This is a genomic window from Pseudomonas nitroreducens TX1, assembly GCF_000313755.1.
Lineage (GTDB): Bacteria > Pseudomonadota > Gammaproteobacteria > Pseudomonadales > Pseudomonadaceae > Pseudomonas > Pseudomonas nitroreducens_A.
Map to the genome: position 1 here is coordinate 24,954 of NZ_AMZB01000124.1, position 17,696 is coordinate 42,649.

Sequence of the window (17,696 nt, forward strand, 5' to 3'; positions counted from 1 at the left end):
CGGCAGGCCACGGATGCTGCTAGAGTTCGGAAAAAGCCGACAGTCATGACCAACCGGTTCGTACAACGAAGCGGATTGTGGAGAAACCATTCCCGCCATGGACAACAGTCCCCAGCAGTTTCTACGTGTCCCCACCCCGACGCACGAGAGCCTGAGCTTCTGCAACGCCAACACGCGCGAGCTGAAAAACTGGCTGGATCACCTGCCCAAGGCCAACCTCGGGGAGACTGCCCGCCAGCTCTACCAAGGCCTGATCGAACTCAACCAGCTCAAGCTGCCGGTCGAAACGCGTCTGCAATTGCTGGAGCTGTTCCGCCCGGAAGTCCACTTCGTCTGCCATAACCTGGAGCGGCATTTCCTCAACCAGTCCATTGTCCTGGACGAGCGCCCGCGCAAGGTCGCCAATCTCTGCCAGGCGCTGCAGAACCATCTGGCCATCGGCTACAAGCTCATCGTCGTACGTGAAGCTTCGCGCTTCACCCGCGAGCGCGCCCAGGTCATGACCGCCGCCATCCAGCGCGCCATTCGCAGTCTCTGCGGCCCGCTGGTGCGCGCCTCGCAGCTGTATTGCCCGGTGCCCGAGCACCTGTGGCTGGAGCTCCACCAGCTCTACCAACTGGCCCGCCAGCACGGCCTGCAGCACACCCCGGTGCGTGACGCCCTGGCGCGCCAGTCCCAAGGGCTGTCCATCGAGCACGCCTACCTGGTGGCGCTGATGCTCGGCTCTGCACGCTGCAACCAGATGCGCCAGAACAACATCGCCCGCGTTGCCGAAGCTCTCGAGAGCTGGACGACTCAGGTAAGAGTCCAGGCCGCCGATGCAGCCTCCACGCTGTTCGTGGTCGTGCCCCAGGTCGATGGCCCGCCACGCTACCGCACCCTGTTCAAGGAAAGCGATCTCGCCGGCGGCCTGGGCATCGACCCGCAACCACTGGTGGACCTCATCCGCGAGTACCTGCTGCTGCCGTCGGAGAATCGTGCGCAGGCGCGCCTGAAGGTGCCCGAGGGCATCAGCATCGACCTGCTGCAGCACCTCGCGGCCGCCTGGGGCGACATCGCCGAACGCACATTCCACCGCACTCCCGGCCAGGGTCAACTGACCCTGTGCATCGGCATGAGCGCCCTGCACTATTTCCTTGCCGGCCGCAAAAGCTTCAACGAGCTGCTGAAAATCCAGGTTCAGGAGCAGATACCGACCTTCAAGGCGGAAGTGAAGGACGCCTGGTCCGGCGCTTTCGACGCGCAGAAGGTCAACGACTGGCAGCCCGGCATGCCGCTGGAAGAGATCGAATACACCGCACCGCGCAACGCCGACGACCGCGGCGGCAGCCTCACCGCGGAAAGCACGCGTGACGACTACCCCGTCCACACCCTTGCCATCGTCAACCACAGCCCCGGCGGCTACTGCCTGACCTGGCCGAAGGAAATCCCGAGCCAGTTGCAGGCCGGCGAACTGCTGGGCATCCAGGACACGCCGGAGCACAGCTGGAGCGTCGCCGTGGTGCGCTGGATCCGCCAGGTCCGTGGCGGTGGCACGCAGATGGGCATCGAGCTCGTCGCTCCGCTGGCCCAGCCTTGCGGCCTGCAACTGCTGCGCAAGACCGAACAGGGCAGCCAGTATCTGCGCGCCCTGCTGCTGCCGGAGATCGCCGCGATCTCGCGCCCGGCCACCGTCATCACCCCGCGCCTGCCCTTCCAGGAAGGCAACCGCGTGCAGCTCAACCTGAACGGCGACGAGCGCCGCGCCACCCTGACCCGCAAGGTCACCGCCACTGCCAGCTTCACTCAGTTCGAATACCAGGCGCAGGACGCGGCTGGCCTTCCGAGCGATAAGCCCATCACAGGGTCGAACGCTCGTCCCAATAGTGGGGAGGAAGACTTTGACTCCCTATGGAAGTCTCTGTAGATTCCGTAGGATTCCCTTTCGTCGCCTCTTTGCTGCCGTCCAGCGCGGTATAAGCAGCCTTCCCCATGGCCAATGAAAAGAAAACCATCCGCCTGCTGATCCTGGAAGACTCGCAGAACGAAGCCGAGCGCCTGGTCAGCCTGTTCCGCAACGCCGGTCGCGCGACCCGCGTTCACCGTATCACCTCCAGCGAAGACCTGACGGACATCCTGCCCCAGGGCTGGGACTTGCTGATCGCAGCGCCCGAAGCCGAGGCGCTGGACCCCAGCGAAGCGCTGGGCGCGATCCGCCGCCAGGCCAAGGACATCCCCTTCATCCAACTGGTCGGCGGCAACGATTCCGACGCCGTGACCGAGGCCCTGGCCCTCGGCGCGCAGGATGCCCTGCCGCAAGGGGAGGATGAGCGGCTGATCCTGGTGGCCAACCGCGAACTGGCCAACCTCGAGGAACGCCGCGCGCGCCGCGCCGCGGAAGTCGCCCTGCGCGAAGCGGAGAAGCGCTGCCAACTGCTGTTGGACAGCTCGGTGGACGCCATCACCTACGTCCACGACGGCATGCACATCTATGCCAACCGCGCCTACGTCAGCCTGTTCGGCTATGAAGACGCCGAGGAGCTGGAAGGCATGCCGATGATCGACCTGATCGCCGGTTGCGACCAGGCCAACTTCAAGGATTTCCTCAAGGGCTACCATCCCTCCAAGGACAGCAGCGAGGACAACCTCGACCTGGCCTGCAGCGGCATCCGCAGCGACGGCCAGGCGTTCGCCGCGCGCATGACCTTCTCGCCGGCGACCTACGACGGCGAGCCTTGCATCCAGGTAGTGATCCGCGCCGAATCCGACAATGCCCAGCTCGAAGAAAAACTGCGCGAAGTCAGCAGCCAGGACCTGGTCACCGGCCTGTTCAACCGCGCCCACTTCCTCGACCTGATGGATGGCGCCGTCGAGCGCGCAGTAACCGCCGGCCAGCCGGCGACCTTCGCCTACATGCAACTCGATCGCGCCCAGGCCCTCCAGCTCGACCTCGGCGTCGCCAGCATCGACCTGCTGCTGGCGGACCTGGGTAACCTGCTGCGCGGTCAATTCCCCGAGCAAGCCCAACTGGCCCGCCTGAGTGACGACGTCTTCGCCGCGCTATTGCCGGGCGAAACCCCGGAACAATCCGCACCTCGCTTCAGCGCCCTGCTGAAAAAGGTCGAAGGCCACCTGTTCGACATCCATGGCCGCACCGCGCAGGTCACCCTGTCCATCGGCACCGCCGGGCTGGACGAGAAGACCACCCGTCCCCAGGACGTCATCGAACGCGCCCACCGCGGCGCCGACGAGATCGCGCAGAAGGACGGCAACGGCCTGAAGGTCTTCAACCCGGCCGATGAGCTGGCCGCCGCCGCGTACCGTGGCGACGTCAGCGCAATCGTCCGCCAGGCGCTGGAGCAGAACAGCTTCCGCCTGCTGTTCCAGCCGATCATCAGCCTGCGCGGCGATACCCACGAGCACTACGAAGTGCTGCTGCGCCTGCTCAACCCGCAGGGCGAGGAAGTGCCTCCGGCAGATTTCCTCAATGCCGCGAAGGCCAGCGGCCTGGCCGAGAAGATCGACCGCTGGGTGCTGCTCAACTCCATCAAGCTGCTCTCCGAGCATCGCGCCAAGGGCCATGAGACCAAGCTCTTCGTGCATCTCTCGGGCCCCAGCCTGCAGGACCCGGAACTGCTGCCGTGGCTGAGCGTGGCGCTGAAGGCCTCGCGCCTGCCGGCCGACGCGCTGATCGTGCAGATCAGCGAACCGGACGCCATCGCCTATCTGCGCCAGGCCAAGATCCTCAGCCAAGGGCTGGCGGAGCTGCACTGCCAGATCGCGCTGTGCCAGTTCGGTTGCGCGCTCAACCCGTTCAACACGCTCAAGCACATGAACGTCGACTTCGTGAAGGTCGATGGCTCCTACGTGCAGGACCTGAACATTCCGGAAAACCAGGAAAACCTGAAGACCCTGATGGCCAGCCTGCACGCCCAGGCCAAACTGACCATCGTGCCCATGGTGGAAAGCGCCACCGCACTGGCCACGCTCTGGCAGGCCGGCGCCAACTACATCCAGGGCCGCTACCTGCAGGGCCCGAGCCAGGCGATGGACTACGATTTCGCCTCGGATGAATAAGCGCCAGTCAGGGCGCAGCTCCAGCATCGGGGGGTGATCCATCGCGGACAGAGTCCGCTCCTACGAGCCCGAAAGCCCCTCTCCCTAACCCTCTCCCGCAAGCGGGAGAGGGGACCGTACGGCGCAGCATGAAACCTTGACGTCAGCCGGCACGGGCAGCTCCCTCTCCCTTCGGAGCGGGGCGCGCAGCCAGGGCTGGGGAGAGGGAAAATCGCAGACACGACCTCCCAAGAAGACAGTTGCTCCTACCCCCAGCCTGAGCGTAGGAGCGGACGCCGTCCACGATCGTTGGCTTCACGCCGAGCCATCCATGGCATGCGACAACAAAAAGCCGCCCCGAGGGGCGGCTTTTTCATTCCGGCGCCGATCCGTGCGGATCAGGCGCCTTCGCGATCGCGGAAGCCGAGCAGGTAGAGGATGCCGTCCAGCCCCAGGGTGGAAATCGCCTGCTTGGCCGACTGCTTGACCAGCGGCTTCGCGCGGAAAGCCACGCCCAGCCCGGCCAGCCCCAGCATCGGCAGGTCGTTGGCGCCGTCGCCCACGGCAATCGTCTGCTCCAGTTGCAGGCCTTCCTTCGCCGCCAGTTCGCGCAGCAGGTCGGCCTTGCGTTGGGCGTCGACGATGGGCTCGATGGCCACGCCGGTGAGCTTGCCATCGACGATCTGCAGTTCGTTGGCGAACACGTAGTCAATGCCCAGCTTCGCCTGCAACTGCTTGGCGAAGTAACTGAAGCCGCCGGAGAGAATCGCGGTCTTGTAACCCAGGCGCTTGAGTTCGGCGAAGAGGGTTTCGGCGCCTTCGGTCAGGCGCAGCGACGCGCCGATCTCTTCCAGCACGTCCTCGGACAGGTCCTGCAGCAGCGCCAGGCGTTCCTTGAAGCTGGCACGGAAGTCCAGCTCGCCGCGCATGGCGCGCTCGGTGATCTCGGAGACCTGCTCGCCAACACCGGCGGCCTTGGCCAGCTCGTCGATCACTTCGGCCTCGATCAGCGTCGAGTCCATGTCGAACACCGCCAGGCGGCGGTTGCGGCGGAACACCGAGTCCTGCTGGAAGGCGATGTCGACGTTCAGCTCCTGGGCCACGCTGAGGAACTCGGCGCGCAAGGCCGCCGGATCGGCAGGCTCGCCGCGGACGGAGAACTCGATGCAGCCCTTGCCTTCGTCGGCCGGCGTATCCAGCGGCATGCGCCCGGACAGGCGATCGATCTGGTCGATGTTCAGGCCGTACTTGGCCGTGATGGAGCTGACCCGCTGCAACTGCTCGGCGGTCACCCGGCGGGTGAGCAGGGTCACGATGTGGCGGGGCTTGCCCTGGCCGCCAACCCACTGCCGGTAGTCGTCTTCGGACACCGGCGTGAAGCGCACCTGCTGGTCGAGCTTGTAGGCCGTGAACAGCACGTCCTTGAGCACCGAGGAGGCCCGCTCGGTATCCGGAATTTCCACCAGGATGCCGAAGGACAGGGTGTCATGGATCACCGCCTGGCCGATGTCGAGGATGTTCACGCCACCCTGCGCCAGGACGCCGGTAATGGCCGCGGTGAGGCCGGGGCGGTCTTCCCCGGTGATGTTGATCAGGACGATTTCGCGCAAGGCGCTGTCTCCGCCATGGAAAAAAGGCCGACATTCTACCTGCTTTCACTGCCTCTCGGATGCTCCGCTCGCCCGCCCACCCACCGTTCGAGAGACGGCACCGCCGATCGGAATGCGCGGCAGATCGGTGCGGCCTGCCGACTTTCGCCGCCTTGACGGAACCTGCGGCGCTTTGCCCCCCGTTAGGGCCTCGTTATACTGGCCCGCATCTGCCTTAGAGAAGACCGAGCCCGCTGTGACCCGGCCCACCTCCGTCAAGCCCGACAATTTCTTCCTGCTGCTCTTCCACGCCCTGCGCCAGCGCCGCGTGCCGATTGCGCTGCGCATCGCCATCCACGGCCTGCTGCTGGTGGCCGCCGCCCTGGTGATCTACGCCTGGGTGATGGGCATGCAGTTCAAGCAGGCCATGCAGCAGCAGGCCGACGCCCTTGGCCAGAGCCTGACCACGCAGACCGCGCAGTCGGCCACCGAGCTGCTGGTGTCCAACGACCTCCTCAGCCTCAATGTGCTGCTCAACAACCTGACGAAGAACCCGCTGGTGGCCCATGCGGCCATCTACAGCGTGGACAACCGCATCCTCGCGGAGTCCGGCACGCGGCCCAAGCAGGGCCTGCTGGGCGACGCCGAGGGCCTGTACTCCACGCCCATCACCTTCCAGGAAGTGATCGCCGGCCACCTGCGCATCAGCCTCGACATGCATCAGTTCGAGCAACCGATGACCGTCAGCCTGCAGAGCATGGGGCTCATCAGCCTGATCCTGCTGCTGCTCACCCTGACCTTCGGCCTGCGCCTGGGGCGGCAGATTTCCACACCACTGTTGCAGCTTCGTGTCTGGCTGCGCGACCCGGACGACCCCGCGCCAGGCGCCGGCCTGCAGAACGAGATCGGCGACCTCGCCCGCCAACTGCAAGCGCGACTGGTGCCCGAAAAGCCGCCGGCCCCGGAGCCGGTGGCCAGTGCCCCCGCTCCGCGCCCGAAAGCGCCGGCCAAGGCAGGCAAGCCCACCGCCAGGGATCCGTCACTGGAAGCAACCGGTTCCACAGACGAACACGAATTCGACGAGAACATTTTCTCCGACGAAGAACTGCTCGCCCCTGCCGCGCGCCGCAAGGCGGGCGAGGAACAAGACTTCCCCGAGGAAGAGTTCGAGGCGGCGGTGGAAGAGGAAGCCGAAGACGAAATCGGCGTCGAAGAAGCGCCCGAAGCCGAACCGGAGCCGATTTCCGCCGGGCCCAGCGCCGTGCTGGCCGTGCAACTGGGCGCACAGGAACAACTGCGTCGCCTGCCGCGCGCTCGCCTGGTCGACCTGCTGCAACGCTACCGCGACTGCCTTGAGCAGGCCGCGCGCCTGTACAAGGGTGCGCTCTATACCCTCAGCGATGGCGGCAGCCTGATCCTCTTCCACAGCCGCGACCAGGACGAGGAATTCCTCACCAACGCGCTGTGCTGCGGCGAGCTGATGCGCGCCCTGGGCCATGCCCTGCAGATCGAGGTGGCCGATAGCGGCATTACCCTGCAACTGCAACTGGGCCTGGTACTGGGCGAGGATATCGCGGACCTGGAACAGGCCGATTTGCTGCAGGACGCTTCGGCCCAGGACGCCCTGGCGCTCAGCCAGCACAGCCGCAACCTGCTGCTGGTGGAGAAATCCATCGGCGACGACGAGAAGGTCCGCGAGCGGGCACGCATCCGCCCCATCGCCAGCCCGGAGAACGCCTGCTGCGTGGAATGGCTGAAGGAACCCTACCCGTCCATGCTGGAGCGTCAGCTCTCGCGTATGCGCGCCCTGCGCACGACCTGATCCCCACTGGAAAGAGCGGGGGCCGCCGGGCCCCCTCGTGGAAAGGATTCCATGACTACCCTGATCACCCATCCCCTGCCCGCGCTTGCCGTGGGCCTGGCGCTCGGCTCGCGCTTCATCCCGCCGCGCCTGCTGCTGGCCGGCATGCTTGCCGCCTGCCTGCCCGACCTCGACGTGGTCGCCTTCAAGCTTGGCATCGCCTATAGCGATGCCTTTGGTCACCGCGGCTTCAGCCATTCGCTGCTGTTCGCAGCCTGCCTGGGAGTGCTCGGGGCGCTTTGCTGCCGCCTGCTGGGTAGCGGGCCCTTGAAAGCCGGCCTGTGGATCGGCCTGGCGACCGCATCCCACAGCATGCTGGATGCGATGACTGATGGTGGGCTTGGGGTGGCCTGGCTCTGGCCGTGGAGCGACCGGCGCTACTTCCTGCCGCTGCACCCCATCGAAGTCTCGCCCATCGGCGTGTCGCGCTTCTTCAGCCCGCGCGGGCTGGAGGTGCTGCTGTCCGAGGCGCGCTGGGTCTGGCTGCCCTGCCTCGCCGTAGCCATTGCCGGTATCACTGCGCGCCGCCTGCTCTGTCGCCGCGACTCACGCAGCGCCGGCTGACTCAGTGCTTGTCGAGTTGCGCCTGGAGTTGATCCAGTAACGATGCTTGCCCGCTCTGTTGCGGCAACTGCGCGCTATAGCCCTGGAAACTGCCGAACCGCGCCTGGTAATCCAGCTCGATCTGGAATCGGTTGTCCCAGCCAGGCGAATCCTCCGGCATCAGTTGGTCGCAATCGCGAAGTGCCTCGGGCGACTCGCAGGGCTTATAGGCTTGCGGGTAGACCTGGCGCTTCCACAACACCCAGGGTGACAGGGCCAGCCCGGCAATGCGGTTGCGCCGCAGATCCAGTTCGAGCAGTTGCAGCAGGCCGTTGCCACCCAGGTACTGGTGCTGGTAGTCGACCATCACCATGTCCACGCTGTGCCCCAGGTCATTGAGCATCCGCGTGTGCACTGCGCCATCGGCATGGGCGTTCAGGGTGAGGAAAATCTGGTCGTTGCGGCGGATCAAGCGGTCCCACAGCAACTCGCCGCTGGCGTTGTCCTCGCGGGATAGCTCCGCAATACCGCTGGGATTGCGCCGCAGGATACTGTGCGAAGCGAGGATGACAGGCACGTGCGGATGCTGGTCGATGACGCTCTGCGCCCAGACGAGGGTGGTGTCCGAGGGATTCCAGTCCAGCGCCAGCAGCATGAACGACTGACCGTAGCGCTGGAACATGTGAACCTGGCTCAGCCCCTTCGGGTCGCTGCCGACATAGGTGCTCTGCCAGGCGGCGCGCTCGGGGCCGAAGTGATCGGAGAAACGATCGAGGAAGGAACGCCGATCATCGGTGCTGGCCTCTTCATGCACGTCACGCTCCCCTGTAGCGATGCTATAGGGAACGCCGCGCTCCTCCAGGATGCGCATCGCGCCGCTGGCGGTCTGCCATTGAGTGGCGACACCGGCGTTCTCCACCACGTCCCCCAGGTGCACTACCAGCGGAACCTGCAACACCTCGGCGTGCCTGGCCAGCCAGGAGGTCTGGGCGAAGAAGGCCAATGCCGGCTGGTACGGCAGGTCGGGGAAGCGCTCCTCGCTACGGAACAGATGGCGCTTGCGGTGGTTGTTCTCCGCGTAGAACTGGGTGTCCGGCAGCAACGGCAGGACGAAGCTGCCGCCGCCGGAGACGACCTCCAGGGGCGGTAACGGATGCTGGCGGAAGAATGCCTGGTCTCGTTCGACGACATCCTGGGTATCCGAATCACCGCAGCCACCCAGCAGCAGGCAGCAGGCAAGCAGGGAAATCAGTGCTTTCATAAGGGGTTGGAGCCCACTCCGGGGAGGCGCAGCAGGCGGTAGGTATCATTGTCGAAACGGCCTTCGAACAGCAGCTGCGAGGCCGCGGGCAGAGCAGCGGCGATACGCTCGGCATCGCGCGCCTGGATCATCAGATAGAACGGGCCATTCTGCGCCGCGAGTTGACCAGGGCGATCGAGGAACAGCGGCTGAAGGTCGCGGTCGAGGTTGACCATCAGCTTGATCGCCCGCGCGTCCGGCGCCATGCCATAGAGCGCCAGCGGCGCAGGCTGCGCGTCAAGCTGGCGGACCAGTTCGCGGGAGAACGCCTGGGAGTCGTAGAGGCGATGCTCCGTCGGCTCGAAGACCAGGATGTAGCTGGCCCAGAGCGACAGCGCCGCCCCCAGCGCCAGCGCCGCCGGGCGCTGCCAGCGCAACGCGCCGAAAACCAGCAGCGCCGCGAGCGCGACTATGCAGGCCGGCACGCGCCAGCCCAGCGCAGCGACCTCCTGCGGATAACGCTTCCAGGCCAACCACAAGCCGGCCAGCAGCAAGGCAGGCAGGATCAACCACAGGATGCGCAGCAAACCGCGAAGCAGCTGCGCCAACCGACCGCCAGCGACCATGAACGGATAGCCCGCGATGATCGCGGCCAGGGGCGCCAGCGCGATGATGTAGCGGGCCTTCTTGGCTTGTGGCACCGACAGGCCGGCCATGACCACCAGCGCCGCCAGGGCGCAACCCGCCACCAGACGGAACGCGGGCTCGTGGCGACGCTGCCAGAGCAGCATCAGCGCTGGCAGCGCCAGGGGGAACGCCAGCGCGTAGTTGCCCAGCGAACTGCGGAAGTAATAGAGCGCATCGCTGGAACCGGCAGAGCCATCCAGGCGGCCGATCACCTGCATCTGCAGGACGTCCTGGACGAAAGCCTCGCCGCCCGAGGAGCGCGCCAGGGCGATCAGCACGAACACGCAGAGGATCAGTAGCGCCAAAGCACTGGCGGAAAAGGCGAACAGCGGCTTCCAGCGTCGATCCAGCAGCAATTGGCTGCAGACCATACCCGCCGGCACTACCAGCCCCAGCGGGCCACGCAGCGCAAAGCCCAGCAGCAGCAGGGGCAGCACGCGCACCAACAGTCCCGGCACGCCATACCGATGGGCGTGGAAGGCGGCGAAGAAGGCCAGCAGGCCCACGGCGGCGACCATCAGGTCGAGGGAAACCGCGCGCGTCTCGCTGACGAAGGTGGCGGTCAGCAGCAGCATCGCCACGCTGATCAACGCCCATGAGCGCGAAAAAGGCGCCACCAGGCGATAGACCACCCCGGCGCAAATCGCCCCGGCCAGTGCAGTGGGCAGCCAGGCGGTGAATTCGCTGACCCGTCCCAGCGGCAGCGACAGCAGGTAGGTCAGGAAGGTCGAGGTCGCCGGATAGTCCGGGTAGGGCAAGCCATAGGTGGTCGGGAACCAGCCCGGACCATGGCGCAGCATTTCGCGGGCGAACAGGACGAAGCGCGAGTCGAAGCCGACGAAGGCATCGCCCTGCACGCCAAACAGGAACAGCAGCAGGGTCGCCAGCATGACGCAAAACGTCTGACGACTCAGGGCGGAATCCGCCTGAACACCGGGAATAGGGGGGAGTGAAGACACGCGCGAGTCTCTTGCAGGTTCCGCTCGGAAACGTCCGGGCGCCAATCGCCTGCACAAGGGCCCGTAAATACCACGGAGGCCGTCAAGAAGATGTCAAACGCGGCCACGCCAGACGCAGAACGGCCCGCAAAGGCATGCCTTGCGGGCCGTGAAAGTGCGTATCGACTGACTGAGGCTTAGAAGCGGTAAACCTCGACATCGGTGCGGATCGGCACCACCAGCGGAATTTTCGGCCCCTCTTCCTTGGGCTTGGCCACCTGCTCGGTGTTCGCCACCGCCGGCTTGCGCGGCGGAGCGGCCTGTTGCTCGGCAATCGCCGCAGCGACCGGTCGCACGTCGCGGGCCAACTGCACGGACAGTTTGCGCAGCAGATCGCCCTGGGCGCGCACCTGGTCCTGCACGCTGCCCGAGTGTGCCTCTTCCTCGCGGAAAACACGGCTGTCGCGCAACTCACCCTTCTGGTCGAGCAAGCGCCAGCGCGCCTCCAGTACCGCCGGCTCCTTGGGGCCGGAGTCCAGGCGACTGATGGTCAGCATGACCTGCACCTGCGGGGTGAAGCCGGGCTTCTCCGGGAACAGCGCCAGGCGGGTGCTGTCCAGCTCCCCCGAAAGCAGGCGCATCAGCTGCTGGCTGACGTTGGTCTCCAGGCTGCCGGCCCAGCGGGCTTCGGTGGACAGATTGAGGATACCGTCGGCCTGACGCTGGACCATGGTCTCGCGCTTCAGGTAATCGGCCAGGGACACCGGGCCGAGCAGTACTGCGACTCCGTTGTCACGGGTCGGGACAGGAACCGCACCGGCATCCAGCTGGTACAGCTGGGTCGGTCGGTTCACTGTACACCCCGTCAGCCCGAGAAGGCTGGCGAGGGAAAGAAAGGCCAAGACGCGCCACGCGCTCATCTGGATCACCGTCATTCGCCGGATTTCGGCGCTACTTCCAACAAATTTCACAATAACTTCAGGCAACGCGCCAAGGCGCCGGTAGCCAAAGGGACGTATCATCCCTTAACCGGCGCCTGAGCTCCAGAGGCAGAATGTATCGAACCGCGTTTCAATCCTGAGACAGCGATTCTACCAGCAAGGCATCCACTCGCTGGAAACCGCGCGGCAGTTTATTGCCCCGGCGGCCCCGTTCACCCTTGTAGTGCTCCAGGTCGTCGCCCTTGAGGGAGAGCGTGCGCTTGCCTGCCTGCAGTACCAGGGTCGCGCCCGACGGCAGAACCGCCAGGTCAGTCAGGTACTCTTCGCGGCTCGCCACTCGCTCGCCCGGCACGCTGATGATCTTGTTGCCCTTGCCCTTGGCCAGTTGCGGCAGGTCGGAGACCTTGAACAACAGCAGGCGGCCTTCGGTAGTGACTGCGGCGATCCAGTCCTGTTCCAAATCATTTACCGGCCGCGGCGCCATCACTTGCGCGCCACTGGGTAGGCTGAGCAGCGCCTTGCCGGCCTTGTTCTTGGCCTGCATGTCCTCGCCCTTGGCGACGAAGCCATAACCCGCATCCGAGGCCAGCACATACAGGGCATTATCCTCCGGCAGCAGCACACGGTCGAAGGACGCGCCCGGCGGCGGCGTCAGGCGGCCGGTCAGCGGTTCGCCCTGGCCACGGGCAGAGGGCAGGCTGTGGGCCGCCAGCGAGTAGCTACGGCCCGTGGAGTCGATGAACACCGCGTACTGGTTCGAGCGCCCCGGCGCGGCCGCCTTGAAGCCGTCGCCGGCCTTGTAGGACAGGCCGGTGGCGTCGATATCGTGGCCCTTGGCGCAGCGTACCCAGCCCTTCTCGGAGAGCACCACGGTCACCGGCTCGGTCGGCATCAGCTCGGTTTCCGACAGGGCGCGGGCCTCGGCGCGGGCGACGATGGGCGAACGGCGGTCGTCGCCGTAGGTCTCGGCGTCGGCGATCAGCTCGTCGCGCACCAGCTTGCGCAGCTTGGCGTTGGAACCCAGGATCGCCAGCAGCTTGGCGCGCTCCTTGGCCAGTTCGTCCTGTTCACCGCGGATCTTCATCTCTTCCAGACGCGCCAGCTGACGCAGGCGGGTGTCGAGGATGTAGTCGGCCTGCAGCTCGGACAGCTCGAAGCGCTGCATCAGGACCGGCTTGGGCTGGTCCTCGGTGCGGATGATGTGGATGACCTCGTCGAGGTTGAGGAAGGCGACCAGCAAGCCTTCCAACAGGTGCAGGCGCTTCTCGACCTTGTCCAGGCGGAACTGCAGGCGGCGGCGCACGGTGTCTGTGCGGTAGGTCAGCCACTCGCTGAGCACCTGGCGCAGGTCCTTGACCTGGGGTTTGCCGTCCAGGCCGATGACATTCATGTTCACCCGGTACGAGCTTTCCAGGTCGGTGGTGGCGAACAAATGGGTCATCAGTTCTTCGGCATCCACGCGGTTGGAGCGCGGGATGATGACGATGCGGGTCGGGTTCTCGTGATCCGACTCGTCGCGCAGGTCGGCCACCATCGGCAGCTTCTTGGCCTGCATCTGGCCGGCGATCTGCTCCAGCACCTTGGCCCCGGAAACCTGGTGCGGCAGCGCGGTGACCACGATGTCGCCGTCTTCGACGCGGTACACGGCACGCATGCGCACCGAACCGCGGCCGGTTTCGTAGATTTTCTGCAGGTCGGCGCGCGGGGTGATGATTTCCGCCTCGGTGGGGAAGTCCGGGCCCGGTACGTGTTCGATCAGGTCGGCGACGGTGGCCTGCGGCTCGTCCAGCAGACGGATGCATGCAGCAGCCACTTCGCGCAGGTTGTGCGGCGGAATGTCGGTGGCCATGCCCACGGCGATACCGGTGGTGCCGTTGAGCAGCAGGTTGGGCAGGCGCGCCGGCAGCACGGCCGGCTCTTCCATCGTGCCGTCGAAGTTCGGCACCCAGTCCGCGGTGCCCTGGCCCAGCTCGGAGAGCAGGGTCTCGGCATAGCGCGACAGGCGCGCCTCGGTGTAGCGCATGGCGGCGAAGGACTTGGGATCGTCCGGCGCCCCCCAGTTACCCTGGCCATCCACCAGCGGGTAGCGGTAGGAGAACGGCTGCGCCATCAGCACCATGGCTTCGTAGCACGCCGAGTCGCCGTGGGGGTGGTATTTACCCAGCACGTCGCCGACGGTACGCGCCGATTTCTTGTGCTTGGCGTCCGCGTCCAGGCCCAGTTCGCTCATGGCATAGACGATACGCCGTTGCACAGGCTTGAGACCGTCGCCGATATGCGGCAGCGCACGGTCCATGATCACGTACATGGAGTAGTTCAGGTAAGCCTGTTCGGTGAAGTCGGCCAGTGACCGGCGCTCCACGCCCTCCAGACTCAGATCGAGGGTTTCGCTCATGCGTGCCTCACGGTTTGGATCGCTGGCGCAGCACCAGGGTGCCGTCCTGCTGGGTGAAATCGAGTTGTCTGAGTGCGCTCATGCCGAGCAGCACCTCGTCGCCTTCCATGCCCGGCGCGATCAGCGCCGGCACATCGGTCAGGCGGATGTCGCCAAGCTGCAGGCTGGGCAGGCGCGTGCGCCAGCCCTGGCTGCGGCCGTTGGCGGTGTCCAGGGTCACCGGCAAGCCACGCGGCAGGCCGAGGCGGTCGGCCAGGCGCTGCGGCAGGGCCACCTGGGTGGCGCCGGTGTCGAGCATGAAGGTCACCGCCTCGCCATTGATCCGGCCATCCGCCACATAGTGGCCGGAGCGATTGCCCACCAGCCGCACTTCCACTTGGCCGCTGGCATGGGTCGATTGCGGCTGCGGGTTGGGGTTGTGCTGGCGGGTTTCCCAGGCGCCGAAATAGCGGGTGGCCAGCAGGATGCCCGCGCCCCAGGCGAGGAACATCATGATCTTGCCGATCCGCTTGCCCGGCACCGCGTCGTTCATTTGCCACCGAGCCAGCCGCCGGCCGGTGCTGCGAAGCGCAGCACATAGGGACGACTATCGCCGTCAGCGCGGGCGTGCTCGCCGTTGTCCAGGCCGATCCAGGCGCCCGCATCGTCGAGGATCAGCGCCTCGGCCACGCCGTAGGGCAGGTCATAGCGCCGCTCCGGTGCCAGCGCGCCTGCGGCGAAGGACCAGCACTGTTCCTGCACGCCGGTCTTCGCATCGCGGCGGCAGATCTGGTGCGCGAGGCGCTCCAGGGTGAACAGCCTGTCCTTGTACAGCGCGAGGTCGGAGAAATCGATCGGCAGCGCGCGCTCGGCGCCCAGCTCCGGCGGCGGCAGTGCGGTGCCGCCCTCGCTGAGCATCACGCAGTTGCCCTCGCACTTCCAGGTGCCATTCTCGTTGTGCACCTTGAGCAGGCCACGGCGCTGGCGCTCGGCGGCCAGCCACAGCTGCTTGCCGTCGGCGCTGACGGCGACGCCTTCGTAGAGTGCGTTGAACTCCATCAGCAGGCCGCTGGCACGGGCCTGGCGCAGCAGGCTCTGCGGCAGCGGCAGCCAGCTCGGCTCGCCAACGGCGGGCAACAGCAGGACGGCGGCATAGCCCTCGCTGACCACATAACGGTTGCCCGCCTGGTCGCAGCTGATACTTTCGAAATCCATGGCGCCGCCACGCAGCAGGCCGCCGATGCTGACCCGCGCGCGCGTGCCCCAGGACAAACCGCTTTCCGGCGTGCCCGGCACCACGAAAGGTTCGGCGGTGGCCCGCCAGGCCTTGCCCGGCGTCTCGTCGATGAGCAGGCGGTAGATGCGATCGTCGTCGCGGTCGGACACCGTCCACATCTCGCTGCCGCACAACGCCAATCCGGAGAGATTGCCGCTGGGCATGCCGTCCACCGGATGTTCCGCGACGAACTGCAACGACGCCGGCGCCATGGGCGCGGCAGCCTTGGGAGCCTGCTCGGGTGCCTGGGCGGCGACGGCAAGTCCCGCGCAAAGCCCCGTGATCAGCCAGGAGCAGGCCAGCAATCCGCGCATCAGGCGATGTCCGCCAGGTTGCCTTTGGTTTCCAGCCAGGACTTGCGGTCGCCAGCGCGTTTCTTGGCCAGCAGCATGTCCATCATTTCCACGGTGCCGTCGGTGTCTTCCAGGGTCAGTTGGACCAGGCGGCGGGTGTTCGGGTCCATGGTGGTTTCGCGCAGCTGCGGCGGGTTCATCTCGCCCAGGCCCTTGAATCGGGTGACCTGCGGCTTGCCCCGGCGCTTCTCGGCGGCCAGGCGATCGAGGATACCGTCGCGCTCGGCTTCGTCCAGGGCGTAGAAGACTTCCTTGCCCAGGTCGATACGGAACAGCGGCGGCATGGCGACGTAGACGTGGCCGGCTTCCACCAGCGGGCGGAAGTGGCGGACGAACAATGCACAGAGCAGGGTGGCGATGTGCAGGCCGTCGGAGTCGGCGTCGGCGAGGATGCAGATCTTGCCGTAGCGCAGCTGGGTCAGGTCGGCCGCCCCCGGGTCGACGCCGATGGCCACGGCGATATCGTGGACTTCCTGGCTGGCGAGCACTTCGCCGCCGTCCACTTCCCAGGTGTTCAGGATCTTCCCGCGCAGCGGCATGATCGCCTGGAACTCCTTGTCCCGCGCCTGCTTGGCCGAGCCGCCGGCGGAGTCACCTTCCACCAGGAACAGCTCGGCGCGCATCGGGTCCTGCCCGGCGCAGTCGGCCAGTTTGCCGGGCAATGCCGGGCCCTGGGTGATCTTCTTGCGCTCGACCTTCTTGCCCGCCTTCAGACGGCGACCGGCGTTGCTGATGGCCAGTTCGGCCAGTTGCAGGCCCAGCTCGGGGTGGGCGTTGAGCCACAGGCTGAAGGCATCCTTGACCACGCCGGAGACGAACGCGGCGGCTTCGCGGGAGGACAGGCGCTCCTTGGTCTGACCGGAGAACTGCGGCTCCTGCATCTTCATCGAGAGGACGAAGGCGATGCGCTCCCAGACGTCTTCCGGGGCCAGCTTCACGCCGCGCGGCAGCAGGTTGCGGAATTCGCAGAACTCGCGCATCGCATCCAGCAGGCCCTGGCGCAGGCCGTTGACGTGGGTACCGCCCTGGGCGGTGGGGATCAGGTTGACGTAGCTTTCCTGCAGCGATTCGCCGCCCTCGGGCAGCCACAGCAGGGCCCAGTCCACGGCTTCCTTGTTGCCGGCCAGCGCGCCGCAGAACGGCTCGTCAGGCAGGCGCAGGTTCTCCGACACCGAGTCGACCAGGTAGGAGCGCAGGCCGTCCTCGTAGTGCCACTCGATGCGCTCGCCGCTGGACTTGTCCTCGAAGGTCACCAGCAGGCCCGGGCACAGTACGGCCTTGGCCTTGAGCACGTGCTTGAGGCGGCTGACGGAGAACTTGTGCGAGTCGAAGTACTTGGCGTCCGGCCAGAAATGCACGCTGGTGCCGGTGTTGCGCTTGCCGACGGTGCCGACCACTTCCAGGTCGCTGGACTTGAAGCCGTCGGCGAAGGTCATGCGGTATTCGTTGCCGTCACGCTTGACGCGCACCTCGACCAGGGTCGACAGCGCGTTCACCACCGAGATGCCTACGCCGTGCAGGCCACCGGAGAACTGATAGTTCTTGTTGGAGAACTTGCCGCCGGCGTGCAGCTTGGTGAGGATCAGTTCGACACCGGGCACGCCCTCTTCGGGGTGGATGTCCACCGGCATGCCGCGGCCGTCGTCGATCACTTCCAGCGAGTTGTCCTCGTGGAGGATCACCTGCACGCTCTTGGCGTGGCCGGCGAGGGCTTCGTCGACGCTGTTGTCGATGACTTCCTGGGCCAGGTGGTTGGGCCGGGTGGTGTCGGTGTACATGCCCGGGCGCTTGCGCACCGGGTCGAGGCCGGAGAGAACCTCGATGGCATCTGCGTTATAGGCGTTCTGCTGGGCCATGGG

12 protein-coding genes are annotated in these 17,696 nt (G+C 66.3%); 4 read left to right on the forward strand and 8 right to left on the reverse strand.

The features are described 5' to 3' along the window. Positions 1-97: 97 nt before the first annotated feature. Complete coding sequence (locus tag C167_RS0121710; protein WP_017520408.1) at positions 98-1,906, forward strand: hypothetical protein; 1,809 nt, start codon at positions 98-100, stop codon at positions 1,904-1,906. A gap of 65 nt (positions 1,907-1,971) precedes the next feature. Beyond that, on the forward strand, positions 1,972-4,056 hold the full coding sequence (locus C167_RS0121715) for an EAL domain-containing protein (RefSeq protein WP_017520409.1): 2,085 nt from the start codon (positions 1,972-1,974) through the stop codon (positions 4,054-4,056). A 377-nt stretch (positions 4,057-4,433) separates the two neighbouring features. On the opposite strand, the gene serB is transcribed toward C167_RS0121715, so the two are convergent. Further along, entirely contained in the window at positions 4,434-5,645 is a 1,212-nt protein-coding gene (gene serB / locus C167_RS0121720) for a phosphoserine phosphatase SerB (protein ID WP_017520410.1), read from the reverse strand. 235 nt (positions 5,646-5,880) lie between these two features. Between serB and C167_RS0121725 the strand changes: the two genes are divergently transcribed. After that, on the forward strand, positions 5,881-7,446 hold the full coding sequence (locus tag C167_RS0121725; protein ID WP_017520411.1) for an AhpA/YtjB family protein: 1,566 nt from the start codon (positions 5,881-5,883) through the stop codon (positions 7,444-7,446). Positions 7,447-7,497: 51 nt separating this feature from the next. Then, positions 7,498-8,049, forward strand: a complete 552-nt coding sequence (locus C167_RS0121730) for a metal-dependent hydrolase (protein ID WP_017520412.1) — start codon at positions 7,498-7,500, stop codon at positions 8,047-8,049. A gap of 1 nt (position 8,050) precedes the next feature. Here C167_RS0121730 and C167_RS0121735 read toward each other — a convergent pair whose 3' ends face one another. The 7 genes from C167_RS0121735 to parE all read right to left on the reverse strand — a co-directional run bounded on the left by C167_RS0121735 (position 8,051) and on the right by parE (position 17,693). Then, positions 8,051-9,289 carry a hypothetical protein gene (locus C167_RS0121735; protein ID WP_017520413.1) on the reverse strand — a complete coding sequence of 413 codons (1,239 nt, stop codon included), beginning with the start codon at positions 9,287-9,289 and terminating at the stop codon, positions 8,051-8,053. Next, a complete protein-coding gene (locus tag C167_RS0121740) occupies positions 9,286-10,845 on the reverse strand; it encodes an ArnT family glycosyltransferase (protein WP_017520414.1) in 1,560 nt (519 codons plus the stop codon). The genes C167_RS0121735 and C167_RS0121740 overlap by 4 nt, the downstream gene beginning before the upstream one ends. A gap of 245 nt (positions 10,846-11,090) precedes the next feature. Next, entirely contained in the window at positions 11,091-11,813 is a 723-nt protein-coding gene (locus C167_RS0121745; protein WP_026079199.1) for a PqiC family protein, read from the reverse strand. Between the two features lie 151 nt (positions 11,814-11,964). Next, entirely contained in the window at positions 11,965-14,229 is a 2,265-nt protein-coding gene (parC, locus tag C167_RS0121750) for a DNA topoisomerase IV subunit A (RefSeq protein WP_017520416.1), read from the reverse strand. A gap of 7 nt (positions 14,230-14,236) precedes the next feature. Continuing rightward, positions 14,237-14,761: a retropepsin-like aspartic protease family protein gene (locus C167_RS0121755; protein ID WP_017520417.1), complete on the reverse strand. Its 525-nt coding sequence runs from the start codon at positions 14,759-14,761 to the stop codon at positions 14,237-14,239. Beyond that, positions 14,758-15,798 carry an esterase-like activity of phytase family protein gene (locus C167_RS0121760; RefSeq protein ID WP_017520418.1) on the reverse strand — a complete coding sequence of 347 codons (1,041 nt, stop codon included), beginning with the start codon at positions 15,796-15,798 and terminating at the stop codon, positions 14,758-14,760. Before C167_RS0121760 ends, C167_RS0121755 begins: the two co-directional genes overlap by 4 nt. Next, the gene (gene parE, locus C167_RS0121765; protein WP_017520419.1) at positions 15,798-17,693 is read right to left on the reverse strand and encodes a DNA topoisomerase IV subunit B; all 1,896 of its coding nucleotides are present in this window, start codon (positions 17,691-17,693) and stop codon (positions 15,798-15,800) included. The genes C167_RS0121760 and parE overlap by 1 nt, the downstream gene beginning before the upstream one ends. Between the last annotated feature and the right edge of the window lie 3 nt (positions 17,694-17,696).